The 18,924-nt window shown below is 72.4% G+C and carries 16 protein-coding genes; 5 read left to right on the plus strand and 11 right to left on the minus strand.

The genetic code is table 11. From position 1 onward, the window contains the following. The first annotated feature begins 116 nt into the window (after positions 1-116). Positions 117-1,730 carry a translation initiation factor 2 gene (locus ACIG3E_RS20135; protein WP_399618826.1) on the plus strand — a complete coding sequence of 538 codons (1,614 nt, stop codon included), beginning with the start codon at positions 117-119 and terminating at the stop codon, positions 1,728-1,730. Here ACIG3E_RS20135 and ACIG3E_RS20140 read toward each other — a convergent pair. Next, entirely contained in the window at positions 1,718-3,811 is a 2,094-nt protein-coding gene (locus ACIG3E_RS20140) for a hypothetical protein (protein WP_399617992.1), read from the minus strand. The two genes, ACIG3E_RS20135 and ACIG3E_RS20140, sit on opposite strands and share 13 nt — an antisense overlap. Before the next feature lie 196 nt (positions 3,812-4,007). Here ACIG3E_RS20140 and ACIG3E_RS20145 point away from each other — a divergent pair, with 196 nt between their 5' ends. Continuing rightward, positions 4,008-4,517 carry a hypothetical protein gene (locus ACIG3E_RS20145; protein ID WP_399617995.1) on the plus strand — a complete coding sequence of 170 codons (510 nt, stop codon included), beginning with the start codon at positions 4,008-4,010 and terminating at the stop codon, positions 4,515-4,517. Positions 4,518-4,530: 13 nt separating this feature from the next. After that, a complete protein-coding gene (locus tag ACIG3E_RS20150) occupies positions 4,531-5,802 on the plus strand; it encodes a hypothetical protein (RefSeq protein ID WP_399617998.1) in 1,272 nt (423 codons plus the stop codon). On the opposite strand, the gene ACIG3E_RS20155 is transcribed toward ACIG3E_RS20150, so the two are convergent. Then, the gene (locus ACIG3E_RS20155) at positions 5,773-7,896 is read right to left on the minus strand and encodes an ATP-binding protein (protein WP_399618001.1); all 2,124 of its coding nucleotides are present in this window, start codon (positions 7,894-7,896) and stop codon (positions 5,773-5,775) included. The two genes, ACIG3E_RS20150 and ACIG3E_RS20155, sit on opposite strands and share 30 nt — an antisense overlap. Before the next feature lie 244 nt (positions 7,897-8,140). Here ACIG3E_RS20155 and ACIG3E_RS20160 point away from each other — a divergent pair, with 244 nt between their 5' ends. Next, positions 8,141-9,139, plus strand: a complete 999-nt coding sequence (locus tag ACIG3E_RS20160) for an ornithine cyclodeaminase family protein (protein ID WP_399618004.1) — start codon at positions 8,141-8,143, stop codon at positions 9,137-9,139. 6 nt (positions 9,140-9,145) lie between these two features. Here ACIG3E_RS20160 and ACIG3E_RS20165 read toward each other — a convergent pair whose 3' ends face one another. From ACIG3E_RS20165 to ACIG3E_RS20200, 8 genes are all read right to left on the minus strand, one after another. Beyond that, entirely contained in the window at positions 9,146-10,414 is a 1,269-nt protein-coding gene (locus ACIG3E_RS20165) for a sulfite oxidase (protein ID WP_399618007.1), read from the minus strand. Between the two features lie 255 nt (positions 10,415-10,669). After that, a complete protein-coding gene (locus ACIG3E_RS20170; RefSeq protein WP_399618010.1) occupies positions 10,670-11,260 on the minus strand; it encodes a sugar kinase in 591 nt (196 codons plus the stop codon). Continuing rightward, positions 11,261-12,418, minus strand: coding sequence for an ROK family glucokinase (locus ACIG3E_RS20175; RefSeq protein ID WP_138962531.1), 1,158 nt, complete (start codon positions 12,416-12,418; stop codon positions 11,261-11,263). A 239-nt stretch (positions 12,419-12,657) separates the two neighbouring features. Then, positions 12,658-13,494 (minus strand): ATP-binding cassette domain-containing protein, encoded by an 837-nt coding sequence (locus ACIG3E_RS20180; protein ID WP_399618013.1) that lies wholly within the window; start codon positions 13,492-13,494, stop codon positions 12,658-12,660. Continuing rightward, a complete protein-coding gene (locus ACIG3E_RS20185; RefSeq protein ID WP_399618016.1) occupies positions 13,491-14,549 on the minus strand; it encodes an ABC transporter permease in 1,059 nt (352 codons plus the stop codon). Before ACIG3E_RS20185 ends, ACIG3E_RS20180 begins: the two co-directional genes overlap by 4 nt. After that, complete coding sequence (locus tag ACIG3E_RS20190) at positions 14,546-15,559, minus strand: sugar ABC transporter substrate-binding protein (protein WP_399618019.1); 1,014 nt, start codon at positions 15,557-15,559, stop codon at positions 14,546-14,548. The genes ACIG3E_RS20185 and ACIG3E_RS20190 overlap by 4 nt, the downstream gene beginning before the upstream one ends. A gap of 161 nt (positions 15,560-15,720) precedes the next feature. Continuing rightward, positions 15,721-16,410 carry a substrate-binding domain-containing protein gene (locus tag ACIG3E_RS20195; protein ID WP_399618022.1) on the minus strand — a complete coding sequence of 230 codons (690 nt, stop codon included), beginning with the start codon at positions 16,408-16,410 and terminating at the stop codon, positions 15,721-15,723. Positions 16,411-16,542: 132 nt separating this feature from the next. After that, positions 16,543-17,292 (minus strand): GntR family transcriptional regulator, encoded by a 750-nt coding sequence (locus ACIG3E_RS20200; RefSeq protein ID WP_399618829.1) that lies wholly within the window; start codon positions 17,290-17,292, stop codon positions 16,543-16,545. A 141-nt stretch (positions 17,293-17,433) separates the two neighbouring features. Here ACIG3E_RS20200 and ACIG3E_RS20205 point away from each other — a divergent pair, with 141 nt between their 5' ends. Continuing rightward, a complete protein-coding gene (locus ACIG3E_RS20205; protein WP_399618025.1) occupies positions 17,434-18,453 on the plus strand; it encodes a Gfo/Idh/MocA family oxidoreductase in 1,020 nt (339 codons plus the stop codon). 30 nt (positions 18,454-18,483) lie between these two features. Here ACIG3E_RS20205 and ACIG3E_RS20210 read toward each other — a convergent pair whose 3' ends face one another. Beyond that, a complete protein-coding gene (locus ACIG3E_RS20210) occupies positions 18,484-18,918 on the minus strand; it encodes a PaaI family thioesterase (RefSeq protein WP_399618028.1) in 435 nt (144 codons plus the stop codon). Between the last annotated feature and the right edge of the window lie 6 nt (positions 18,919-18,924).

Raw genomic sequence — 18,924 nt, forward strand, 5'->3', positions numbered from 1 at the left:
CGGGCAGCGGGCAGCGGGCAGCGGGCAGCGGGCAGCGGGCAGCGGGCAGCGGGCAGCGGGCAGCGGGCAGCGGGCAGCGGGCAGCGGGCAGCGGGCAGCGGGCGGTACTGGTCGCGGTGCGATCGGCAGGTGCCCTGCACCGGCTTCTCGACGTCCTGCCGGCGTTCGACGGGGACAACCGGGTATCGACCCGGTTCACGCTGGTCCCGGGCTCGCGCTTCGACGTCGACGCGCTGTCGGCCTTGGAGCGGGCTGGCATACGGACGCTGTCCTGGGATGAGGCCCTTCGGACGCGGCACGACCTGGTCCTGGCCGCGAGCCCGAAGGGGCCGGTGGGGCAATTGCCGGGACTCCGTGCGCTGTTGCCACACGGCGCCGGTTTCAACAAGACAGTCGCCGAGGACGGCTCGCCCGGCGTCCCATCGGGTCTCGATCCCCACTACCTCCTGACCGAGGGCGAGCCCTGGGCCGACCTGCACGCCGTGGCACACGAGGAGCAGGTTTCCCGACTGGCACACCACTGCCCCGGCACCGCTCACCGGGCCGCTGTGGTCGGCGATCCCACCTTGGACCGGCTCCTGTCATCCGTCCCCCTGCGAACGGACTACCGTGCGGCCTTGGGCACGGGACCACGCAGACTCGTCGTCCTCTCGTCCACGTGGGGCCCGGAGTCACTGCTGGCCCGTCGCCCCGAACTGCCCGCCGACCTCAGCGCGCTCCTGCCGCACGACTCCTTCCAACTCGCTCTGGTCCTGCACCCCAACGAGTACAGCGGCAGCGGGAGCTTCGATCTCTCCCGATGGCTCGCCCCAGCCCTCGCGGCGGGGCTCGTTCTCCCCCGCCCTTACGAGGAATGGGCCGCGCTGCTGGTCGCGGCCGACGCGGTGGTCACCGACCACGGATCCACCGCGCTGTACGCCGCGGCCCTCGGCCGCCCGGTCATCAACGCGTACGACGGCGGTCATGAACTGCTCGCCGACAGCCCGATGGGACGATTGCTGGCCGCCGCTCCCCCACTCGCGACGGCCGCGGACCTGCCGGACGCTCTGCAAGCCTCCCTGGCGGTGGCCACACGGGACTACGCCGCCGACGCGTTCGCCCAGCGCGGCCAGGCGCTGCCGCTGCTCCAGCGGCACCTCTACCGCATGCTCGGACTGCGCCCACCGGCCCGCCCGCTGGAAGCCCGGGCGTTCCCCGTGCCCTCCGCGGCGCCCAGCCAGCCGAGGGCATTCGCCGTACGGGCCGAGGTGTCGGGTGACCGGGTCACCGTCGAGCGCTTTCCCGTCCACACGACGGAGTTCGTGCACCATGTGGCGGCCGAGTACCCCGGCGCCGGGCTCCGCCAGGTGCAGAGTGCGACCGTACTCTGGCGCCGAGCGCCGGATCCCGTCAGTCACACCCCCGCGACCGCGTGGACGGCGGAGGGGTGGACGGCCCACGTCCTGGCCGAGGCGCCGGGTTGCAGGACGGCGGTAGCCGTCCTGACGCGCACGCGATGCCTGCTCAGGCATCGTACGACCGGCCTGATCAGTCTCCGTTGGGAGCCTCACAAGGACGCGGGCCGGGTCACCTACCCGGATCCGGGTGCCGTGGCATCCGCGGTGCACGCCTGGCTGGGTGGCAACGCGACGCGGATCCTGCCGGTGTCGCTGCTGTGCGACACGGGGCCGGTCACCGTACGCGTGCGACTGGCCGCCGCGAGCACCGACGACCTCGACTACGAGCTCTGATCCTCACCGCCCACTGCCCCGCACTCGGCCGCGATGCTGCGGGCAGCCGTGCGATGTGCCTCGGCATCCCGTGCTTGGCCGACCATGTCCGCCAGCTCGGCCAACTCCTCCAAGACGCGTACCTCATCCGCGCGGGAGCCTCGCCTGCGAGCCCCGTCGAGCGCCTCCCTGACCAACGGACGGGCCTCATCGGGTCGGCCGCTCAGTCGCAGGGCGCGCCCCCATGCGAAGGCCGTTCTCGACACGATGCGCTCACGCTCCTGGAGCCGGGCCATGGCGTGGGCCTGGCTCAGCAGGGGCAGCGCCTCCTGGTACCGCCCGCTCCGCAGCGCGTTCCGGCCCAGGAGATACGTCTGCAGCAGCACTCCGTACTCGTTGCCGATCTCCGCGTGGACCGCCATCGACGCCTCGAAGTCCGCGGCGGCCCCGGACCAGTCCCCGGTCTCGGCCTTGAGCAGCCCGTGGAACTCCAACGTCGACGCCCGCAGCTTGCGCTCAGGAACCGACGCTCCCAGCCCCTGGGAGGCGCTGAGGGCATGCCGCAGGTGTTCGGCCGCCTCCTCGTGCAGCCCCTGCTCCCACAGCGGGCGGGCCAGCTGACATCTCATCCGCACCATGGCGGGCAGGTACTCGGTGCGGTCGGCGGCGGCCACCCCCGTACGGAACGCGTCCAGGACGTCCGCGTAGTGCGGGTGGTCGAGGAAGTGGGTCCACAGCGACTCGCACAGTGCCCAGGCGTCGTCGTACAGCCCGTCCTCGAAGGCCAATCGCACGCACCCGTACAAGGCGTGCCTCCTGGCCTCCAGCCATCGCAACCCTTCCGGCTTGCCTGCGAACTCGATGTCCGGAACGTCGGGAGCCAGCGCCTGTGGGATCTCCGCGAACGTCATCCTCGGCCCGGCGGCCAGCAGATCCGCGCGGGCGGCCTGGCGCCTGCACCAGACGATCAGTGAACGCCGTGCCCAAGCCCGCTCGGTACCGTCCGGATCCTCCCGCGGGGCACGGCGGTCGGCATGCCCGCGCAGGAGGCCATGCATGCGCCAGCCCTCGGCCCGGCCGTCGAGCAGGCCCGCGGACTCCAGTTCCTCCAGAGCGTCGCCCGCGGGGACGAGTCCCCGGCCGAGCAGAGCGGCGGCAGCCGTTTCCTCGATGCTCGGACCCGGCACTTGCGGCAGCAGGCGGTACAGACGCGCGGCCTCGGGGGTCAGAGCGGCGTACGCCGCGTCCCACACCGCTTCGACCATGGGAATGCCCTTCCCGTGCAACTCGGCGGTCAGGTCCGCGACGAGCCGGGAGAGGCTGCGTCTGCGGTACTTGCGCACCCACTGTCCGGCGACGTGGAGCGCCGCGGGCAGGCCGTCGCAGCCCCGCGCCAGGTCGAGCACCGCGTCGGGATCCGCGGTCAGCCGGGCGTCGTCCACGAGGTGCCCCAGCAGCCGCACGGCGTCGTCCACGGCAAGCGGCCCCACCGGCACCTCGACAGCGGCGGTGCCATCGAGGTCGTACAGGGCGCCCTGGCTGGTGACGATCACGAGACCACGGTCCGACGCCGGGAGGAGCGGGATCACCTCGGCTCCGAAGCGGGCGTTGTCGACGACCACGATGAGCCGCTTGTCCCTCGTCCTGGTCCACAGCTGCCGCGTGCGACCGCCGAGGGACCTTTCCAGCCACTCCGGCGACACACCCATCCCCGTCAAGAGTCCTCCGACGGCGTCCGAGACCTCGACGACACCGTCCCGGCGCAGATCGTCAAGGTCTACGTACAGCACTCCGTCGGGGTACCTGTCGGCAAGTTCGCGCACCACATGGAACCCAAGCGCGGTCTTGCCGATGCCGCCGATGCCGGTCAACGCGACGACCAGTGGACCGCGGCGCACCGGGTGGCTCTCGACCGCACGGATGATGCGTGCCCGCTCGTCGTGTCTGTTCTCGAAACGAGCCAGCATGGGCGGGACTTGGAAGGGCACCGGCAGGCCAGCGGCCGCCGCGCCGTGCAGGTGCTGGTGAACCGCCCCGATGCTTCCCGCTTGGACGACCACCTCCGCGCGGCCGTCCAGACTGTTCCGCGTCTCCTCAACCATGCGTCAACACTAGGGGCTCAGCCCCTACATGACGACGCGTGACCAGCACCAACGGCCGGGGGTCGGCTCCGGCTCTGGAGGTGCGGAGCGAACCCGGTCAGGGTCTCAGGCCGCCTCACAGTGCTGGCACCCACGGCAGCCGGGCTAGGGTGATCTTCAGCATCCCAGACGCCGCGCAGCCAGCAGGAGGTAGCACATGGGGGCGGCCGAGAGCCTGGCCGTGAGAGTGCCGGTCGGCGAGGACTCCCACCTGTGGACCAGCCGGTCGACGAGCCGCAGGGTGCTGCTGGTGGCGCACAACGTCACCTCCGCCGGGCGCTTGCGGGACATCCTGCCGCTGTTCCACGACGACTTCCGCGTACAGCTGCTGGCCACCTCGACGGAGTCGTCCGCCTTCCAGGCCGGGCTCACCCAGCTCTTCGCCGAGCTGGAACTGCCCGTCCTGCCGTGGGAGCAAGCCCAGAAGACTCCGGTCGACCTGGCGATCGCCGCGAGCTTCGGCGGCCAACTGCACCACCTGCACGGCAAATTGAGCATTTTGTCACACGGTGTGGGATACACTAAGAAGCTAGCGGAGCCGGGAGCCGGGAGCCGGGAGCCGGGAGCCGGGAGCCGGGAGCCGGGAGCCGGGAGCCGGGAGCCGGGAGCCGGGAGCCGGGAGCCGGGAGCCGACATTCGGACTGTCGCCGGAGTGGCTTCTGGCTGACGGCGAGCCCTTCGTGGACGGACTCGTCCTCTCCCACCCCGAACAGCTGGAGCGACTGCGTCGAGCGTGCCCCGAGGCCGAGGGATCCGCTGTGCTCGCCGGGGACCCCTGCTACGACCGCATGCTGGCCGCCCGCCCCCATCGTGAACGCTTCAGACGTGCTCTGGGCGTACGCCGCGGGCAGCGGCTCGTCGTGCTCAACTCCACCTGGAACCCGGAAGGGCTCTTCGGGAACGGAGGCGGGCAGGACGTGCTCCCGAGCCTGCTCCCGCGCCTCACCGCCGAGTTGCCAGCCGACGAGTACCGCCTGGCGGCGATCCTCCACCCGAACATCTGGTACGGACACGGCCCGGGGCAGATCCGGGCCTGGCTGGACCAAGCGCTCCGTAGCGGCCTGACCTTGATCGACCCGGTGCACGCCTGGCGGCAGGCACTGATGGCGGCGGACATCGTCCTGGGTGACTTCGGCGCGGTCTCCTACTACGCCGCGGCCCTGGGACTGCCCGTCCTCCTGGCGGCAGCCGCACAAGACCGGTTGGACCCCGACGCACCGCTCGCGTCGTTCGTACGGGACGCACCCCGGCTCGACCCGCACCGACTCCTGCGCGGGCAGATCGAACGGCTGCTGGTCGAACACCGCCCGCTCACCGAACCCGCCGAGTCCACCACCTCCGCACCCGGCGCCTCCGCGACCCTGCTGCGACGGCACTTCTACACCTTGATGGACCTCCCGGAGCCCGGGACCCCCGCGTTGTTGAAACCACTGGCGCTCCCGCCCTACGCTCCGCCACAACGTACGGCCCCCCTGCACGTGTGGACACGCGTCCAGGGAGTGGACGTGAGGGTCGAACGCTCCACCAGACGCTCGAACCGAGCCGACGGGAACTCACACCTCGTCGTCCACGAGGACTGCCTGGACCCCAGCAGCCTGGAGTCAGCCGACGTGATCACACGTGACGGACAGCCTGACGATCCCCGACTGGGCGGCCCGCAGGCATGGACCTCCGAGGTGCTGCGCCGGTACCGGCACTGCCCCGTCGCCGCGTTCGTCACGAGTCCCCACACGTGCACCGTCCAGAGCCGGGACCACGGCATGTTCGAACTCGCCGCCCGTAGCGGCGCGGACGCCGATCCCACCGCCTACGCCTCCGCTCTGGCCGCGTGGCTCGCCGCAGGCAACAGGGTGCCAGAAGGGGGCATCACCCTCCGGATGCACACGTCCTACGGCATGCATCCGGTGGCCGTGCGGCGTGCGCTACCCGGCGACTTCGCAGCGCATGCGTAGGACCGCCAGGTAGCCCAGGTGCGGGATCGCGTTCGAGGGGAGGAGCCGTTCGGCTTCCGCGATCCTCACCAGCGCCTCGGAGTTCTCCCCCGCGTCGTGCAAGGTCTCAGCCAAATCCGTAAGGGCCCGGGCCTGGTTGTACGCCTCCCCCTGCTCCGCGAAGAACGCCGCCGACGCCAGCAGCAGGCCGCCCGACTCGTCGAACCGTCGCATGCCGCGCAGCGCCCTGCCCCGGTGCCGCCGGGACAGGGCCAAGGCGCGCGGCAGGTCTTCCTCGCCCTCGTCACCGGGCGCGATCCTGCGGTAGACGGCCTCGGCCGCCACGAACCGCGCGTAGGCCGCCTCGTACTGCCAGCGGTAGAGGTGAAGCAGGCCCTGCAGCTCCGTGGCGGATGCCTCACCGCGCAGGTGTCCGGCCCCGCGTTCGGCCCTGACGGCGGCGTCCGCTTCCTGGTGCGCCTCTTCCCAGCGGCCGAGTTCGCCCAGGCAGAGGCCGAGCTGGAAGTGCAGCGCGCCCGCCATACGGGAGCCCGGCAGCTCCTCGTCGGCAAGGCGGGCCGCGGCCCGGAGCGCGGGCAGCACCGTGTCCCAGTGTCCGGCCTTGAGCTGGAGGGGCCACAGCGCTCGGGCCAAGCGCAGCGCGGTGTCGGTCTGCCCGTACTCCTGGGCCAGGAACACGGAGCGAACGACGTTGTCCGCTTCGGCCGCGAGCGCCCCCACTCCCTGCTCTTCGTCGAGGTACGCCTCCCCGCGCGCGGGCACCGGCTCGGTTCGCCAGCTCTGGGGCAGAGCCGCGTGAGCCGCGTGCAGCGCCCTGTTCAACAGGGCTTCCAGGGTGCGGGCGACCGCCGCGGAGCACTCGGGAACTCCGTGCACCGACCCTGCCGTGTCCGCCAGGTAGCGCCGCACCTCGGGCCGGAACCGGTAGCGCCCGTCGGGAAGGGACTCCAGGAGTTGGGCGTCGGCGGCGTCGGCCAGAAGAAGAGCCGCCTCCGCCTCCGCGATCCCCGCCGCGGCCGCGGCAAGGTGGGTGGTGATGGTCGGCCAGCCGCCCAGGGCTGTCAACCGACAGAGCCGGGCGGTCTCCGGCCGGACCCGGAGGCAACCGATCCGCGCCGCCGTGCGCACCGGGTCGTCACCCCCTGACGCCTGAGGCACGGGTTCCGGCGCCTGCTCGTCCTCGTCCCTCAGGCGGATCGCTGAGGACCTGAGGGCGAACGCGTTGCCTCCACAGTGGGCCAGTACGTCCGCCTTGTGTCGCTTGGCCCGCGCGGCCTTCTGCTGACCGGCGATCTTCCCCACCATCTTCCACGCGTCCCGGTCGCCCAGCGGTGACACCGGAACCAGCTCCGCTTCCAGGGCGACTGGCGAGCCGGACACGACGACCAGCAAGAAGACTTCGGGGGTGGACGGAATGAGGCCACGCACCTGCGCCACCGAGGTCACGTGGTCGATCACCACCATCGCCCTTCGACCGGCGGTGAGCCGACGGTAGAGGTCTTCCCGGCCTGCTTCGGTGGGCGGAATCCGGTCGGGTTCGACGCCCATGCGCCGCAGGAGGCGCAGCAGGACGGCCGCGGGGGCCGGTCCCGTGTCTCCCGGGCCGTCACGAAGGTCGACGTAGAACTGCCCATCAGGGAAGAGGTCGTGACACGTGGCGCCCAGGTGCAGCGCTGTCTCGGTGGTGCCGATTCCTGGCGGGCCGTGCAGCAGGGCCACCCGTGGTCTGCCTCCGGCGGGGCGGGTCGCCTCACGCCTCAGTTGACTGACGACTTGCTTGCGGTCGGTGAAGTGCCGTGTAGCGGGGGGAAGCCCGCTGCCTGAAGGCAGCTCCGTCGCACGGCGCGCGAAGCTCCGCAGGAGCAGTGCCCACTCCTGAGCCTGCCGAGGGTCATCGCCCAGCCGGGCGTGCACATGGGCCGCCAGCGCCTCCCAGCCCTCGCGGTCGGTCGGCAGCGGTGTGTCCCTCCCGGTTGCCCTTCTCGCGAGCGCACCCGTCGACAGCAGGAGCTGTTTGCCCATCTCACCGGCCGCGCCGTTGCCCACCGAGGCGAGGAAGACGGTCAGCGTACTCAGCGCCACGGTCTCCAGCATGTCGGCCCTTCCCCCACGTCTTCCCGTCCACCACTGGCCGGACTGTATCCTCGCGCCGCTGACGCGCAGAAGCATTTCAGACAGCAGGAACCACACTGCGGCTCATCGGGCCCCTCCGCCCCGTGTACGGCATCAGTGCGCATGCGACTGCGGTCTTGTTGTGGCTCGTCGCGCGGACCTCGCGTCCCTTCGGGGAACTCCCGTACGGGGTTTCCGGTGGGGTGGGTTCGGTGAGGATCACCGGATGAGTCCACAGTCTGTCTCCGCGGAGCCTCCTAGGGACCCCCTGGAGTCTTCAGGGAATCTCCTCCTCCACATCGGCGCCGACGCCGTCGCCCGGCTCGTTCCCATGGCCGCCGCTGTCGACGCCGTCGAGGCCGCGCTGGCCGGGGGCGGTCTCGATCCGGAGGCGGAGCCCGCGCGGGCCGTGGTCGGGGTGCCGGGTGGGCAGCTGCTCCTGATGCCCTCGGCCACGGCGGCGTACGCGGGTGTGAAGGTCGCCTCCGTCACGCCGGACAACCCCGCGCGCGGGCTGCCGCGCATCCAGGGTCTCTACCTCCTCCTCGACGGGGTGACCCACACCCCGCTGGCCCTGCTCGACGGCATCGCGCTGACGTCGCTGCGCACGCCCGCCGTGTCGGGAGCGGCGCTGCGGCACCTGGCCGTGCCCGGGGCGCGGCGGCTGCTGGTGTTCGGGACGGGACCGCAGGCCTGGGGGCACGTGGAGGCGGTGCGGGCGGTGCGGCCCGGGCTCGCGCACGTGGACGTGGTGGGCCGGGACCCGGGGCGGCGCGCGGCGTTCGTGGAGCGCTGCCGGGGCGCGGGGCTCACGGCGGCGGCCGCGACGCCCGAGGACGTCGCGCACGCCGACGTGGTGTGCTGCTGCACGACGGCGCGCGAGCCGCTGTTCGACAGCGCGCTGCTCGCGCCGCACGCGGCCGTCGCGGCGGTCGGCTCGCACGAGCCCGACGCGCGCGAGGTGGACGAGCGGCTCGTGGGCCGGGCCACGGTCGTCGCCGAGGCCAGGGCCGTGGCGCTGCGCGAGTGCGGCGACCTCGTCCAGGCCGTCGCCGCGGGCGCCTTCGACCCGCGACGGCTGCGCACGCTCGGCGAGTTGGTGCGCGGCGAGGTGCCGGTCGCCCAGGACCGGCCGCGCCTGTTCAAGTCGGCGGGGATGGCGTGGCAGGACCTGGCGGTGGCCGTGGCGGCGTACGAGAGGCGGGGCGCGGGCCCGCAGGGCTGAGGGGGCTCACACCACCGTCACCGGGTGGCGTACGACGGCGTCGAACAGGTAGCCCTGGCTGTTGTGCGGCGTCGTGGGCGGCTGGGTGCGGCCCGTCGCGTCGGTGGCGCGGGCGAGCAGCGTGGCCCGTCCCGTGGCGCGCGGGCGCCAGGTCGTGCTCCAGCGCACCCAGGAGCCGCGGCGCGGCTCGTCGCGCAGCCGGGCCGGGTGCCAGGTGGCGCCGCCGTCGGTGCTGACGTCGACGCGGGTGACGGCCGCCGCGCCGGACCAGGCGCGGCCGGTGAGGCGGTGCCGGACGCCCGCGGCCAGTGGCGCGTTCCAGGGCAGCTCGAAGGCGGACTTGAGGGTCTGGCGGGTGAGCGGCGCGGAGCCCTCGGCCGGGTGGCCGGGGCCGAACAGGCGGTAGAAGTCGGTGTTCCAGGGCGAGTAGAGCGGGGTCGCCGAGACCTCGATGTCGCCCACCCACTTGATGGACGCGACGCCGATCCAGGAGGGCACGAGGACGCGCACCGGGTGGCCGTGGTCGGCGGGCAGCGGCTCGCCGTTCATCTCGTACGCGAGGAGTACGTCGTCCAGGGCCTTGGCGAGGGGCAGCGGGCGGCGCACCCGGCCGAGGTTCGTGCCGTCCGCCGTCACGTAGTCGCCGTCGAGGCCGCGGGGCATGACGTCGACGGCGTCGCGGGCGAGGCCCGCCCGGCGCAGCACGTCGGCGAGGCGCACACCGCACCAGCGCGCCTGGCCGATGGCGCCGAGCGTCCAGGGCGTGCCGGAGACCTGCTGACCCTGCTGGGCGGTGAACAGGCTGCGGCCGTTGCCCGCGCACTCGACGAACGCGGTGCGGGTCGTCGACGGCAGGCGGTGGAGGTCGGCGAGGGTGAACTCCCGGGGGCCGCCGGTGAGTCCGTCGCCCCAGACGGTGAGTTTCCAGCTGTCGGCGGTGAGTTGGGGTGTGGCGGTGTGGTTGCGGACGAAGAAGTGGGACGCGGGGGTGAGGTGGCCCGTCCCCGCGAGGGCCTCGAACTTCGTCTCGGCGTTCGTGCCACGCGGGGTGAACAGCTCGTCGGGCAGCGCCTTGACGATGCCGGGGGCGGTGGCGGCGTGGGCGCGCGGGGCGCTCCAGATGCCCGGCGCCAAGGCCGTGAGGCCCGCGGCGGACGCGAGGCGCAGCAGGTCGCGGCGGGCCACGCCGTCGGCGCGGGCCTCGCCCGCGAGCCACTGGCGCAGCCTGCGCCGGTCGTGGTCGGCTTCGGTCAAGGAGGGGTGGGGCAGCGTCATGGGGCGGCCTTCCGCGCGGCGTGACGTGACAGGAGGGGTGCGGCGTGGCGCGTACGCCGGACCAGGCGGAGGTCACACGGCGTACGGGACGTGCTCGGCGGGGGTGCGCTGGAGGATCAACAACAGCCGCGCGAAGGCAGCGCACGGGCCCGGTGGGCACCGGGGGCGAAGCTGCCGCGGCCGAGGATCACGGCGCCATGCTACGAGGCCGCGGCGGAACCCGCCACGGCCTCTTCCTGTCCTTGCGGTCGCTGCCTAGGGCGTCGTCGCGGAGACCACGTAGACCATCGGGTGCTTGGGGTTGGCGCGGCTCACCACGATGTCCTGGGTGGGGGCCGGGTTGTCCTGGTCGTGGGTCACGCCCCACCAGGGGCCGGGGCCCGTGAACTCCCAGCCGACGACGTTCTGGTCGCGCTTGCTGATGGTGATGTCGTCCTTCTTCAGCTCGCTCGCGCTGGTGCCGGTCTCCTTGAGGAACTTCTCCAGGCCTTCGTTGCTGGTGAGGAACTGGACGTACAGCCTGCTGGTGCGCCAGTTGTTCGTCTCGTAGTAGGCGACCTCCGCCGAGTACGGCGGCACCGCCACGTCGTACAGGCGGCGCTGGACCTTGGAGGGCCAGCCCGCGGTGAGGCCGGTCGCGGAGTACTTCTTCTCCTTGTCGCGGCCGCTGTCGCGGGACTGGTTCGCGGAGATAAGGAGATAGACCGCGGGCACGCCGATGAGCAGCACGATGATCGTCGCGGTGAGCCAGCGGCGGCGGAGCATGTGGCGGCGGTCCTCGGGGCGCGGCTCCGGCTCCGCGGGCCCGGGCAGGTCCGGGGACGAGGGCTGGCGGGGGACGGTCATCTACTGGCTTCCCTGGGCGGTGCGGTCATTGGCGCGGCGGGCCTCGGCGTAGCGCTCGTAGCGTTCGTAGCGCTCGACGCGGCGGCGGTTGGCGCGGCGGAAGCGGCGGGCGACGAGCCGGGCCAGGTCGGCGGCGCCGACCATCCCGGCCTCGGGGCCGAGCTGGGCGCGGGCGATGCGGGCCTCGGGGCGGTAGCCGCGCCCGGTGAGGTGGCGGCGGAAGGCGTCGCGGGCGGGGCCGATCAGCAGGTCGTCGGCGGCGCTGACGCCGCCGCCGATGACGAAGCAGGACGGGTCGAGGGCCGCGGCGAGGTTCGCGATGCCGACGCCGAGCCACTGGCCGATGTCCTGGAGCAGCTCGACGCACATGGCGTCGCCCTCGCGGGCCAGCTCGGTGATGAGGGGCCCGGTGATGTCGGGCACGTTGCCCTTGACGCGCTCGATGATGCCGTACGCGACCGGGGAGTCGGCGGCGGCCAGCTCGCGGGCCTCGCGGACGAGCGCGTTGCCGGAGCTGTACTGCTCCCAGCAGCCGCGGTTGCCGCACGGGCAGCGGTGTCCGCCGGGCACGACCTGCATGTGGCCGAACTCGCCCGCGACGCCGAACTTGCCGCGCTTGACCTGGCCGTCCTCCAGGATCGCGCCGCCGATGCCGGTGCCCAGGGTGATCATGACCAGGTGGTCCTCGCCGCGGCCCGCGCCGAAGCGCCACTCGGCCCAGGCGGCGGTGTTCGCGTCGTTGTCGACCATGACGGGCACCGCGAGACGGCCGGAGATGCGGTCCCGGAGGGGTTCGTTGCGCCAGGACAGGTGCGGGGCGAACAGGACGCGGTTGCGGTCCGCGTCGACCCAGCCCGCGGCGCCGATGCCGACGGCGTGCACGTCGTGGCGGTCGGACAGGTCGAGGACCAGCTCGACGATGGTGTCCTCGACGACCTTGGGGCTCTTGGACTTGTCCGGCGTCTCGGTGCGCAGGGTCTCCAGGATGTTGCCGTCGGCGTCCACGACGCCCGCCATCACCTTCGTGCCGCCGATGTCGATGCCGACCGTGGGGACGCGGGGGGCCGTCAGGTGCGAACGGCGCTCACGCGTGCCCACGGTCCGCAGAACGGTGGCTCGGGCGGAGCCGCGGTGCGTGAGGTCGCGGTAGGTGCTCATCGCGCCGATTCTGCCTCACGCTCGCGGGGGCGCGCACAACGGGGACCCGGGGCGCGGCCGCCCCGGGCTTCCCGCCCGGGCTGGGGGAGGTGCCCCTCCAGGGGCGCGGGGCTGTGTCGATGTGCGGCTCCGCCGCGTGGGCGCGCTCAGCGCGCGAAAAGCCGCAGACGCGTCTGCTCAGTACTCGGCAGATGCGTCTGCGGCTTCGTTGTGGCTGGTCGCACAGTTCCCCGCGCCCCTTAGGGGGCGGTGTTCCCCGGGGAGCGTTCCAGTTCATGACGGAGGTCATCCAGCTCGGAGCCGCCCGCCATCTGGCGGGTCAGTTCGTCGAGGGTGACGTCGGCTCGCGAGTAGGAGCCGGACATCCGGCCGCGCTTGAGGAGGACGAAGCGGTCGCCGACGAGGTAGGCGTGGTGGGGGTTGTGGGTGATCAGGACCACGCCGAGCCCCGCGTCCCGCGCCGCGGCCACGTACTTCAGGACGACGCCGGACTGCTTCACGCCGAGCGCCGCCGTCGGCTCGTCCAGGACGAGGACCTTCGCGCCGAAGTAGACGGCGCGGGCGATCGCCACGCACTGGCGCTCGCCGCCGGAGAGGGTGCCGATGGGCTGGTCGACGTCGCGCAGGTCGATGCCCATGCGCAGGAGCTCGGCGTGGGTGGTCCTGCGCATGAACTCCACGTCCAGGCGCTTGAACGGGCCCGCGCCCTTGGTGGGCTCGGAGCCGAGGAAGAAGTTCCGCCACACCGGCATGAGCGGGACGACCGCCAGGTCCTGGTAGACGGTGGCGATGCCGCGGTCCAGGGCCTCGCGGGGGCTGGCGAGCCGGGTCTCCTCGCCCTCGATGCGGAAGGTGCCCGCGTCGTGCCGGTGCAGACCCGCGACGATCTTGATGAGCGTCGACTTGCCCGCGCCGTTGTCGCCGAGCACGCAGGAGATCTCCCCCGCGTGCACCTCCAGGGAGACGCCTTCGAGGGCGCGGATGTTGCCGTAGTACTTGCTGACGTCGTCGAGCTCGACGAGCGGCGTACCGTCCGCGGGGGCCGTGGCGTCCTTGGGTACGGCCTCAGTCGTCATTTCGTCGCCTCCGCGCGCTTGCGGACCCAGGCGTTCAGCAGGGTCGCGAGGAGCAGCATCGCTCCGAGGAAGAACTTGAACCAGTCCGGGTTCCACTCGGCGTAGACGATGCCCTTGCTGGTCATGCCGAAGATCAGCGCGCCGACGGCGGCGCCGACCGCCGAGCCGTAGCCTCCGGTGATCAGACAGCCGCCGATGACGGCCGCGATGATGTAGATCAGCTCGTTGCCGACGCCCTCGCCGGACTGGACGACGTCGTAGTTGAACAGCAGGTGCTGGCCGGAGACCCAGGCGCCGAAGGCGACGCCCATGTAGAGGCCGATCTTGGTCTTGCCGACGGGGACGCCGACCGCGCGGGCGGCCTGCTCGCCGCCGCCGACCGCGAAGATCCAGTTGCCCGCGCGGGTGCGCAGCAGGATCCAGGTGGCGATCGCGACCATCGCGAGCCACCACACGATCGTGATCTTGAAGTCGACGCCGCCGATGGTGATCGTCGAGGCGAAGACGTCCTTGGCGGAGGCGAAGCCCTCCATGTCGGAGATCGACTTGGTGGAGACCGTGCCGCTGATCAGCTTGGTGAAGCCGAGGTTCATGCCGGTCAGCATCAGGAAGGTGCCGAGCGTGATGATGAAGCTCGGCGGGTCGGTGCGGATCAGCATGACGCCGTTGAACACGCCGATGGCGAGCGTCGCGAGCAGCGAGACGCCGACGCCGACCCAGACGTTCGCGGTCATCTGGTAGCTGAACATCGACGACATCAGCGCGGACGTCGTCACCATCACGCCCGCTGACAGGTCGAACTCGCCGCCGATCATGAGCAGCGCCACCGGGACCGCCATGATGCCGATCGTGGAGGCCGCGTACAGGACGGTGGCGATGCTGGTGGCCTGGAGGAAGCTGTCCGCGATGATCGCGAAGAACAGGAAGACGGCCACAGCGCCGACCACCGAGCCCAGCTCGGGGCGGCCAAGGAGCTTCTTCAGCGGCGAGGTCGTCAGGAGGCGCTCGTCCGCGGCCTTCGCGGGCTGGTGCGGTGCCGGTGCGGTCGCGCTCATCGGGTGCCCCGCTTCGCGTAGTCCTCAAGCTCGTCCGCCTGGTCCTTGGTGACGATCTGCGGGCCGGTGAGGACCGGCTTGCCGCCGCCGAGGACGTCGGCGTTGTACTTGTAGAGCCACAGCAGGTCCACGGCCTCGTAGCCCTGGAGGTAGGGCTGCTGGTCGACGGCGAAGCCGAGCGTGCCGGACTTCAGGCCCCCGGCGACCTTCTCGTTCAGGTCGAAGGTGTCGATCTCCGCCTTGCTGCCCGCGCCCTCCTTCGCCTTCACCGCGGTGTCGGCGAACGGGGCGCCCAGCGTGACGACCGCGTCGATGTCCTTGTCGGCCTGGAGCTTGGCCTCGATGCCGGACTGCACGTCGGGCATGTTGGTGCCCTCCACGTACAGGTTCTTCATCTCGCCGTCGAAGGTCTTCTTGGCGCCTTCGCAGCGCTGCTCGTGGCCCACGTTGCCCTGTTCGTGCAGGACGCACAGGGCCTTCTTCTTGCCCCGCTTGTTCAGCTCCTCGCCGACGGCCTCGCCCGCGATCCGCTCGTCCTGGCCGATGTGGGTCAGGGCGCCGAACGCCTTGGACTCCTCCGAGCCCGAGTTCACGGTCACCACCGGGATGCCCGCCTTGCGGGCGCGGGCCACGGCGGCCTTCATCGCGTCCGGCTTGGCGAGCGTGACGATGATGCCGTCGACCTTCTTGTCGATGGCCGCGTCCACGAGCTGGGCCTGCTGCTGCGCCTCGTCGTGGTGCGAGTACAGGAACTTGATGTTGTCCTTGACGGCGGCCTGCTTCGCGCCGTTCTGGACGATGTCCCAGAACGTGTCGCCGTCGCCCGAGTGGGTGATCATCGCGAAGGTCCAGCGCGGCGTGTCCACCGCGGCCCTGCCCGACGCCTGCGCCGCCTTGCGCGCGTCCTCGGCGCGCTTGCCGCCGGTGCTGCTGCATCCCACGAGGGACGCCCCGAGCACCGCAACCAGCACGGCACCCACCGCACGTACTCCCGTTCGAACCCTTGCCACGTCGCCGTGCCCTTCTTGCTGTGCCGTGCTTGCAGTGCCTGCCGAGATCGCCGCGTTCGCGGTGTGCACAGTGTGCCGCGCCCCGCCGAGCCTCTCGTGCCGCTGGGCCCGGTGACCGGACCCAGCCGCCCAAGTATCGGTCACGCCGTCGCCCCGCATGGTCATCGGGTACCGCGGGCGGTGTACTTCTCCAGCTTCGGAACGTCCTTCCCGGTGACCACGGCGGGCCCGGTCAGGACCGGTTTGCCGCCGCCGACGACGTTCGCGTTGGTCCGGTAGGGCCACAGCTCGTCGACCGCGAGGTAGCCCTGGAGGTAGGGCTGCTGGTCGACGGCGAAGCCGACCTCCTTCGCCCTGAGCCACCGGACGACCTCGGCGTTCAGGTCGAAGGTGTCGATCTCCGCCTTGCTGCCCGCGCCCTCCTTGGCCGTCACGGAGACGGCCGCGACCGGCGCGCCGAGCGTGACGACCGCGTCGATGCCCTGGGCGGCCTGGAGCTTCGCGCTGATGGACGACTGGGCGCCGGGCTGGTTGGTGCCGTCGACGTTCAGGTTCTCCACCGAGCCCCCGAAGGTCTTCCGCACCCCCGCGCAGCGCTGCTCCAAGGAGACGTTGCCCTGCTCGTGGATCACACACAGAGCCTTCTTCCTGCCGCGGCTGTTCAGCTCGTCGCCGACGGCCTCGCCCGCGACGGCCTCGTCCTGCCCGATGTCCCAGAACGTGTCGCCCTCGCCGGAGTGCGTGACCATCGCGATCTTCAGGCGCGGGGTGCCTGCGGCCTGCCCGCCGGAGCCGCCGCCCTTGCCGTCCGCGCCGTCCTCTTCGTGCTTGCCGCCGGAGGTTGTACGCATGGTGGTGCCACCCTTCTCCCGGCTTGCTCCCGGCCGCCGCTCCTGTGCGGCTGGAGGGAGTTGTAGCCGGGGGCGCGGCCCACCGTCAATGACTTTGTCAGAACATTCTTACTTCTGCGGCGCCGGGCGAGGTCAGGGGCGTACGAGAAGCTGGAACTCGAAGGAGTACCGCGAGGCGCGGTAGATGTGCGAGCCGTACTCGACCGCGCGGCCGGTGTCGTCGAAGGTCGTGCGCCGCATGGTGAGCACCGGCGCGCCCTCCGGCTCGGCGAGCAGCTCCGCCTCCTCCCCCGCGGCGGCGCGGGCGCCCACGGACTGCCGGGCGCTGTGCAGCGTGATACCCGCGGCCCGCATCAGCCGGTACAGGCCGGTGGCCTCCAGGGCCGCGGTGTCGAGCGTGAGCAGCCCGGCCGGGATGTGGTTGCGCAGCCGGGCCATGGGCTCGCCGTGCGCGAGCCGGAGGCGCTCGACCAGGTGGACGTCGCTGCCCTCGGCCACGCCGAGGGCAGCCGCGGTCTCGGCGGACGCGGGCTCGACCACGTTGCGCAGGACCCGGGTCTCGGGGCGCTGGCCCGCCGCCTCCAGGTCGTCGTACAGGCTGCTGAGCTCCAGGGGGCGCTTGACCTGGCTGTGCACGACCTGGGTGCCGACGCCCCTGCGGCGCACGAGCAGGCCCTTGTCGACGAGCGACTGGATGGCCTGGCGGACGGTGGGCCGGGAGAGGCCGAGGCGCCCGGCGAGCTCGATCTCGTTGCCGAGCAGGCTTCCGGGCGTCAGGGCACCGCGCTCGATCGCCGCCTCCAGCTGCTGGGACAGCTGGAAGTAGAGCGGGACCGGGCTGCTGCGGTCGACGCCGAGGTGCAGGGCCACGGTGGGGTCCACGGCCGGTTTCGCGGCTTTGGCTGCTCCTTGTTCGGTCACGGAGCGAGCGTAGTCCGGGGAGATGATGACGGGAAGTTCGGAAGTTCTGTTGTCAGGACAAAGCATTGACAGGAGCGCGGGTGCGTCGCGAGGGTGGGGCCCATGCGCATCGGACTGATCGGAACGGGACGTATCGGCACCTTCCACGCGGCGGCCCTCGTCCGCCGTCCGGAGGTGGAATCGCTCGTCGTCGCGGACGTGGACACCGCGCGGGCGGCGGACCTCGCGGCGCGGCTCGGGGCGACGGCGGCCCCTTCGGTGGACGCGCTGTTCCCGGGCGGGGCCTCGGGTCCCGGCGTGGACGCGCTGGTCGTCACGGCGGCGACGGCCGCGCACGCGCCGCTCATCGCCCGGGGGGCGCGGGCGGGCCTGCCGGTGTTCTGCGAGAAGCCCATCGCGCTCGACCTGCCGGGCACCCTCGCCGCGCTCGCCGAGGTCGAGTCCGCCGGAACGATCCTCCAGCTCGGTTTCCAGCGCCGCTTCGACGCCGGGTACGCGGCGGCGCGCGCGGCCGTGCGCGCCGGGAAGCTCGGGCGGCTGCACACCGTACGCGCCATGACCTCGGACCCGGCGCCGCCGCCCGCCGCGTATCTGCCGCTGTCGGGGGGCCTGTACCGGGACTGCCTCGTGCACGACTTCGACATCCTGCGCTGGGTGACGGGGCGCGAAGTGACCGAGGTGTACGCGACGGGGTCCGACGCCGGTCCCGCGATGTTCCGCGAGACGGGCGACGTCGACACGGCGGCCGTGCTGCTCACCCTCGACGACGGCACCCTGGCCACGGCGACCGCGACCCGCTGCAACGGCGCGGGCTACGACGTCCGCATGGAGCTGGCCGGGGAGGCCGACCAGATCGCGGTCGGCGTGACCGCCCGCACCCCGCTCACCTCCGCCGAGCCGGACGGGCCCGGCGGCCCCGACAAGCCGTGGCCCGGCTTCCTGGAGCGCTTCGCCCCCGCGTACGAGGCGGAGCTCGCCGCGTTCGTCGACGTCGTGCGCGGCGAGCTCGCCAACCCCTGCGACGGCCGGGAGGCGCTGCACGCGCTGCGCATCGCCGAGGCGTGCGAGCTGTCGCGGGCCGAGCGGCGGCCCGTGCGGCTCACGGAGATCCCCGGGGCCTGAGCCCCGGCCCGCCCCTCCTCGGGCCGGGGCTCAGCCCGTCGCGCGGACCGTGCCCTGGGCCAGGGCGCAGAGCGTCTCGGCGCCCTGGTCGTCGACGGTCAGCAGGTCGCACCGGACGACGGCCTGACGGCGGCTCGCGTGGGCGACCGTGGCGCGGGCAAGCAGCCGGACGCCGGTGGCCGGGCGCACGTACTGGATGGAGAAGCCGGAGGTCAGGACCGCCGGGCCGAGGGCCGTGCCCGCGGCGAACGTGATGCCGTTGTCCGCCGCGTACGACAGGACGCCGCCATGTACGAAGCCGTTCTGCTGGAGCAGTTCGGGGCGCAGGGGGATCTCCAGGGTGGCCGCGCCGTCGCCGAACGCGGTGAGCTCGGCTCCGACGAAGCGGCTGAACGGCTGGGCGGCGAGGGTCTGCTGAGCGAGGGTCAGGTCCAGGGGCGGGGCGTGTTCCACGGCTTCGGTCATGGCAGG

The sequence above is a fragment of the Streptomyces sp. NPDC053474 genome (genome assembly GCF_044544845.1).
In the GTDB taxonomy this organism is placed as follows: domain Bacteria; phylum Actinomycetota; class Actinomycetes; order Streptomycetales; family Streptomycetaceae; genus Streptomyces.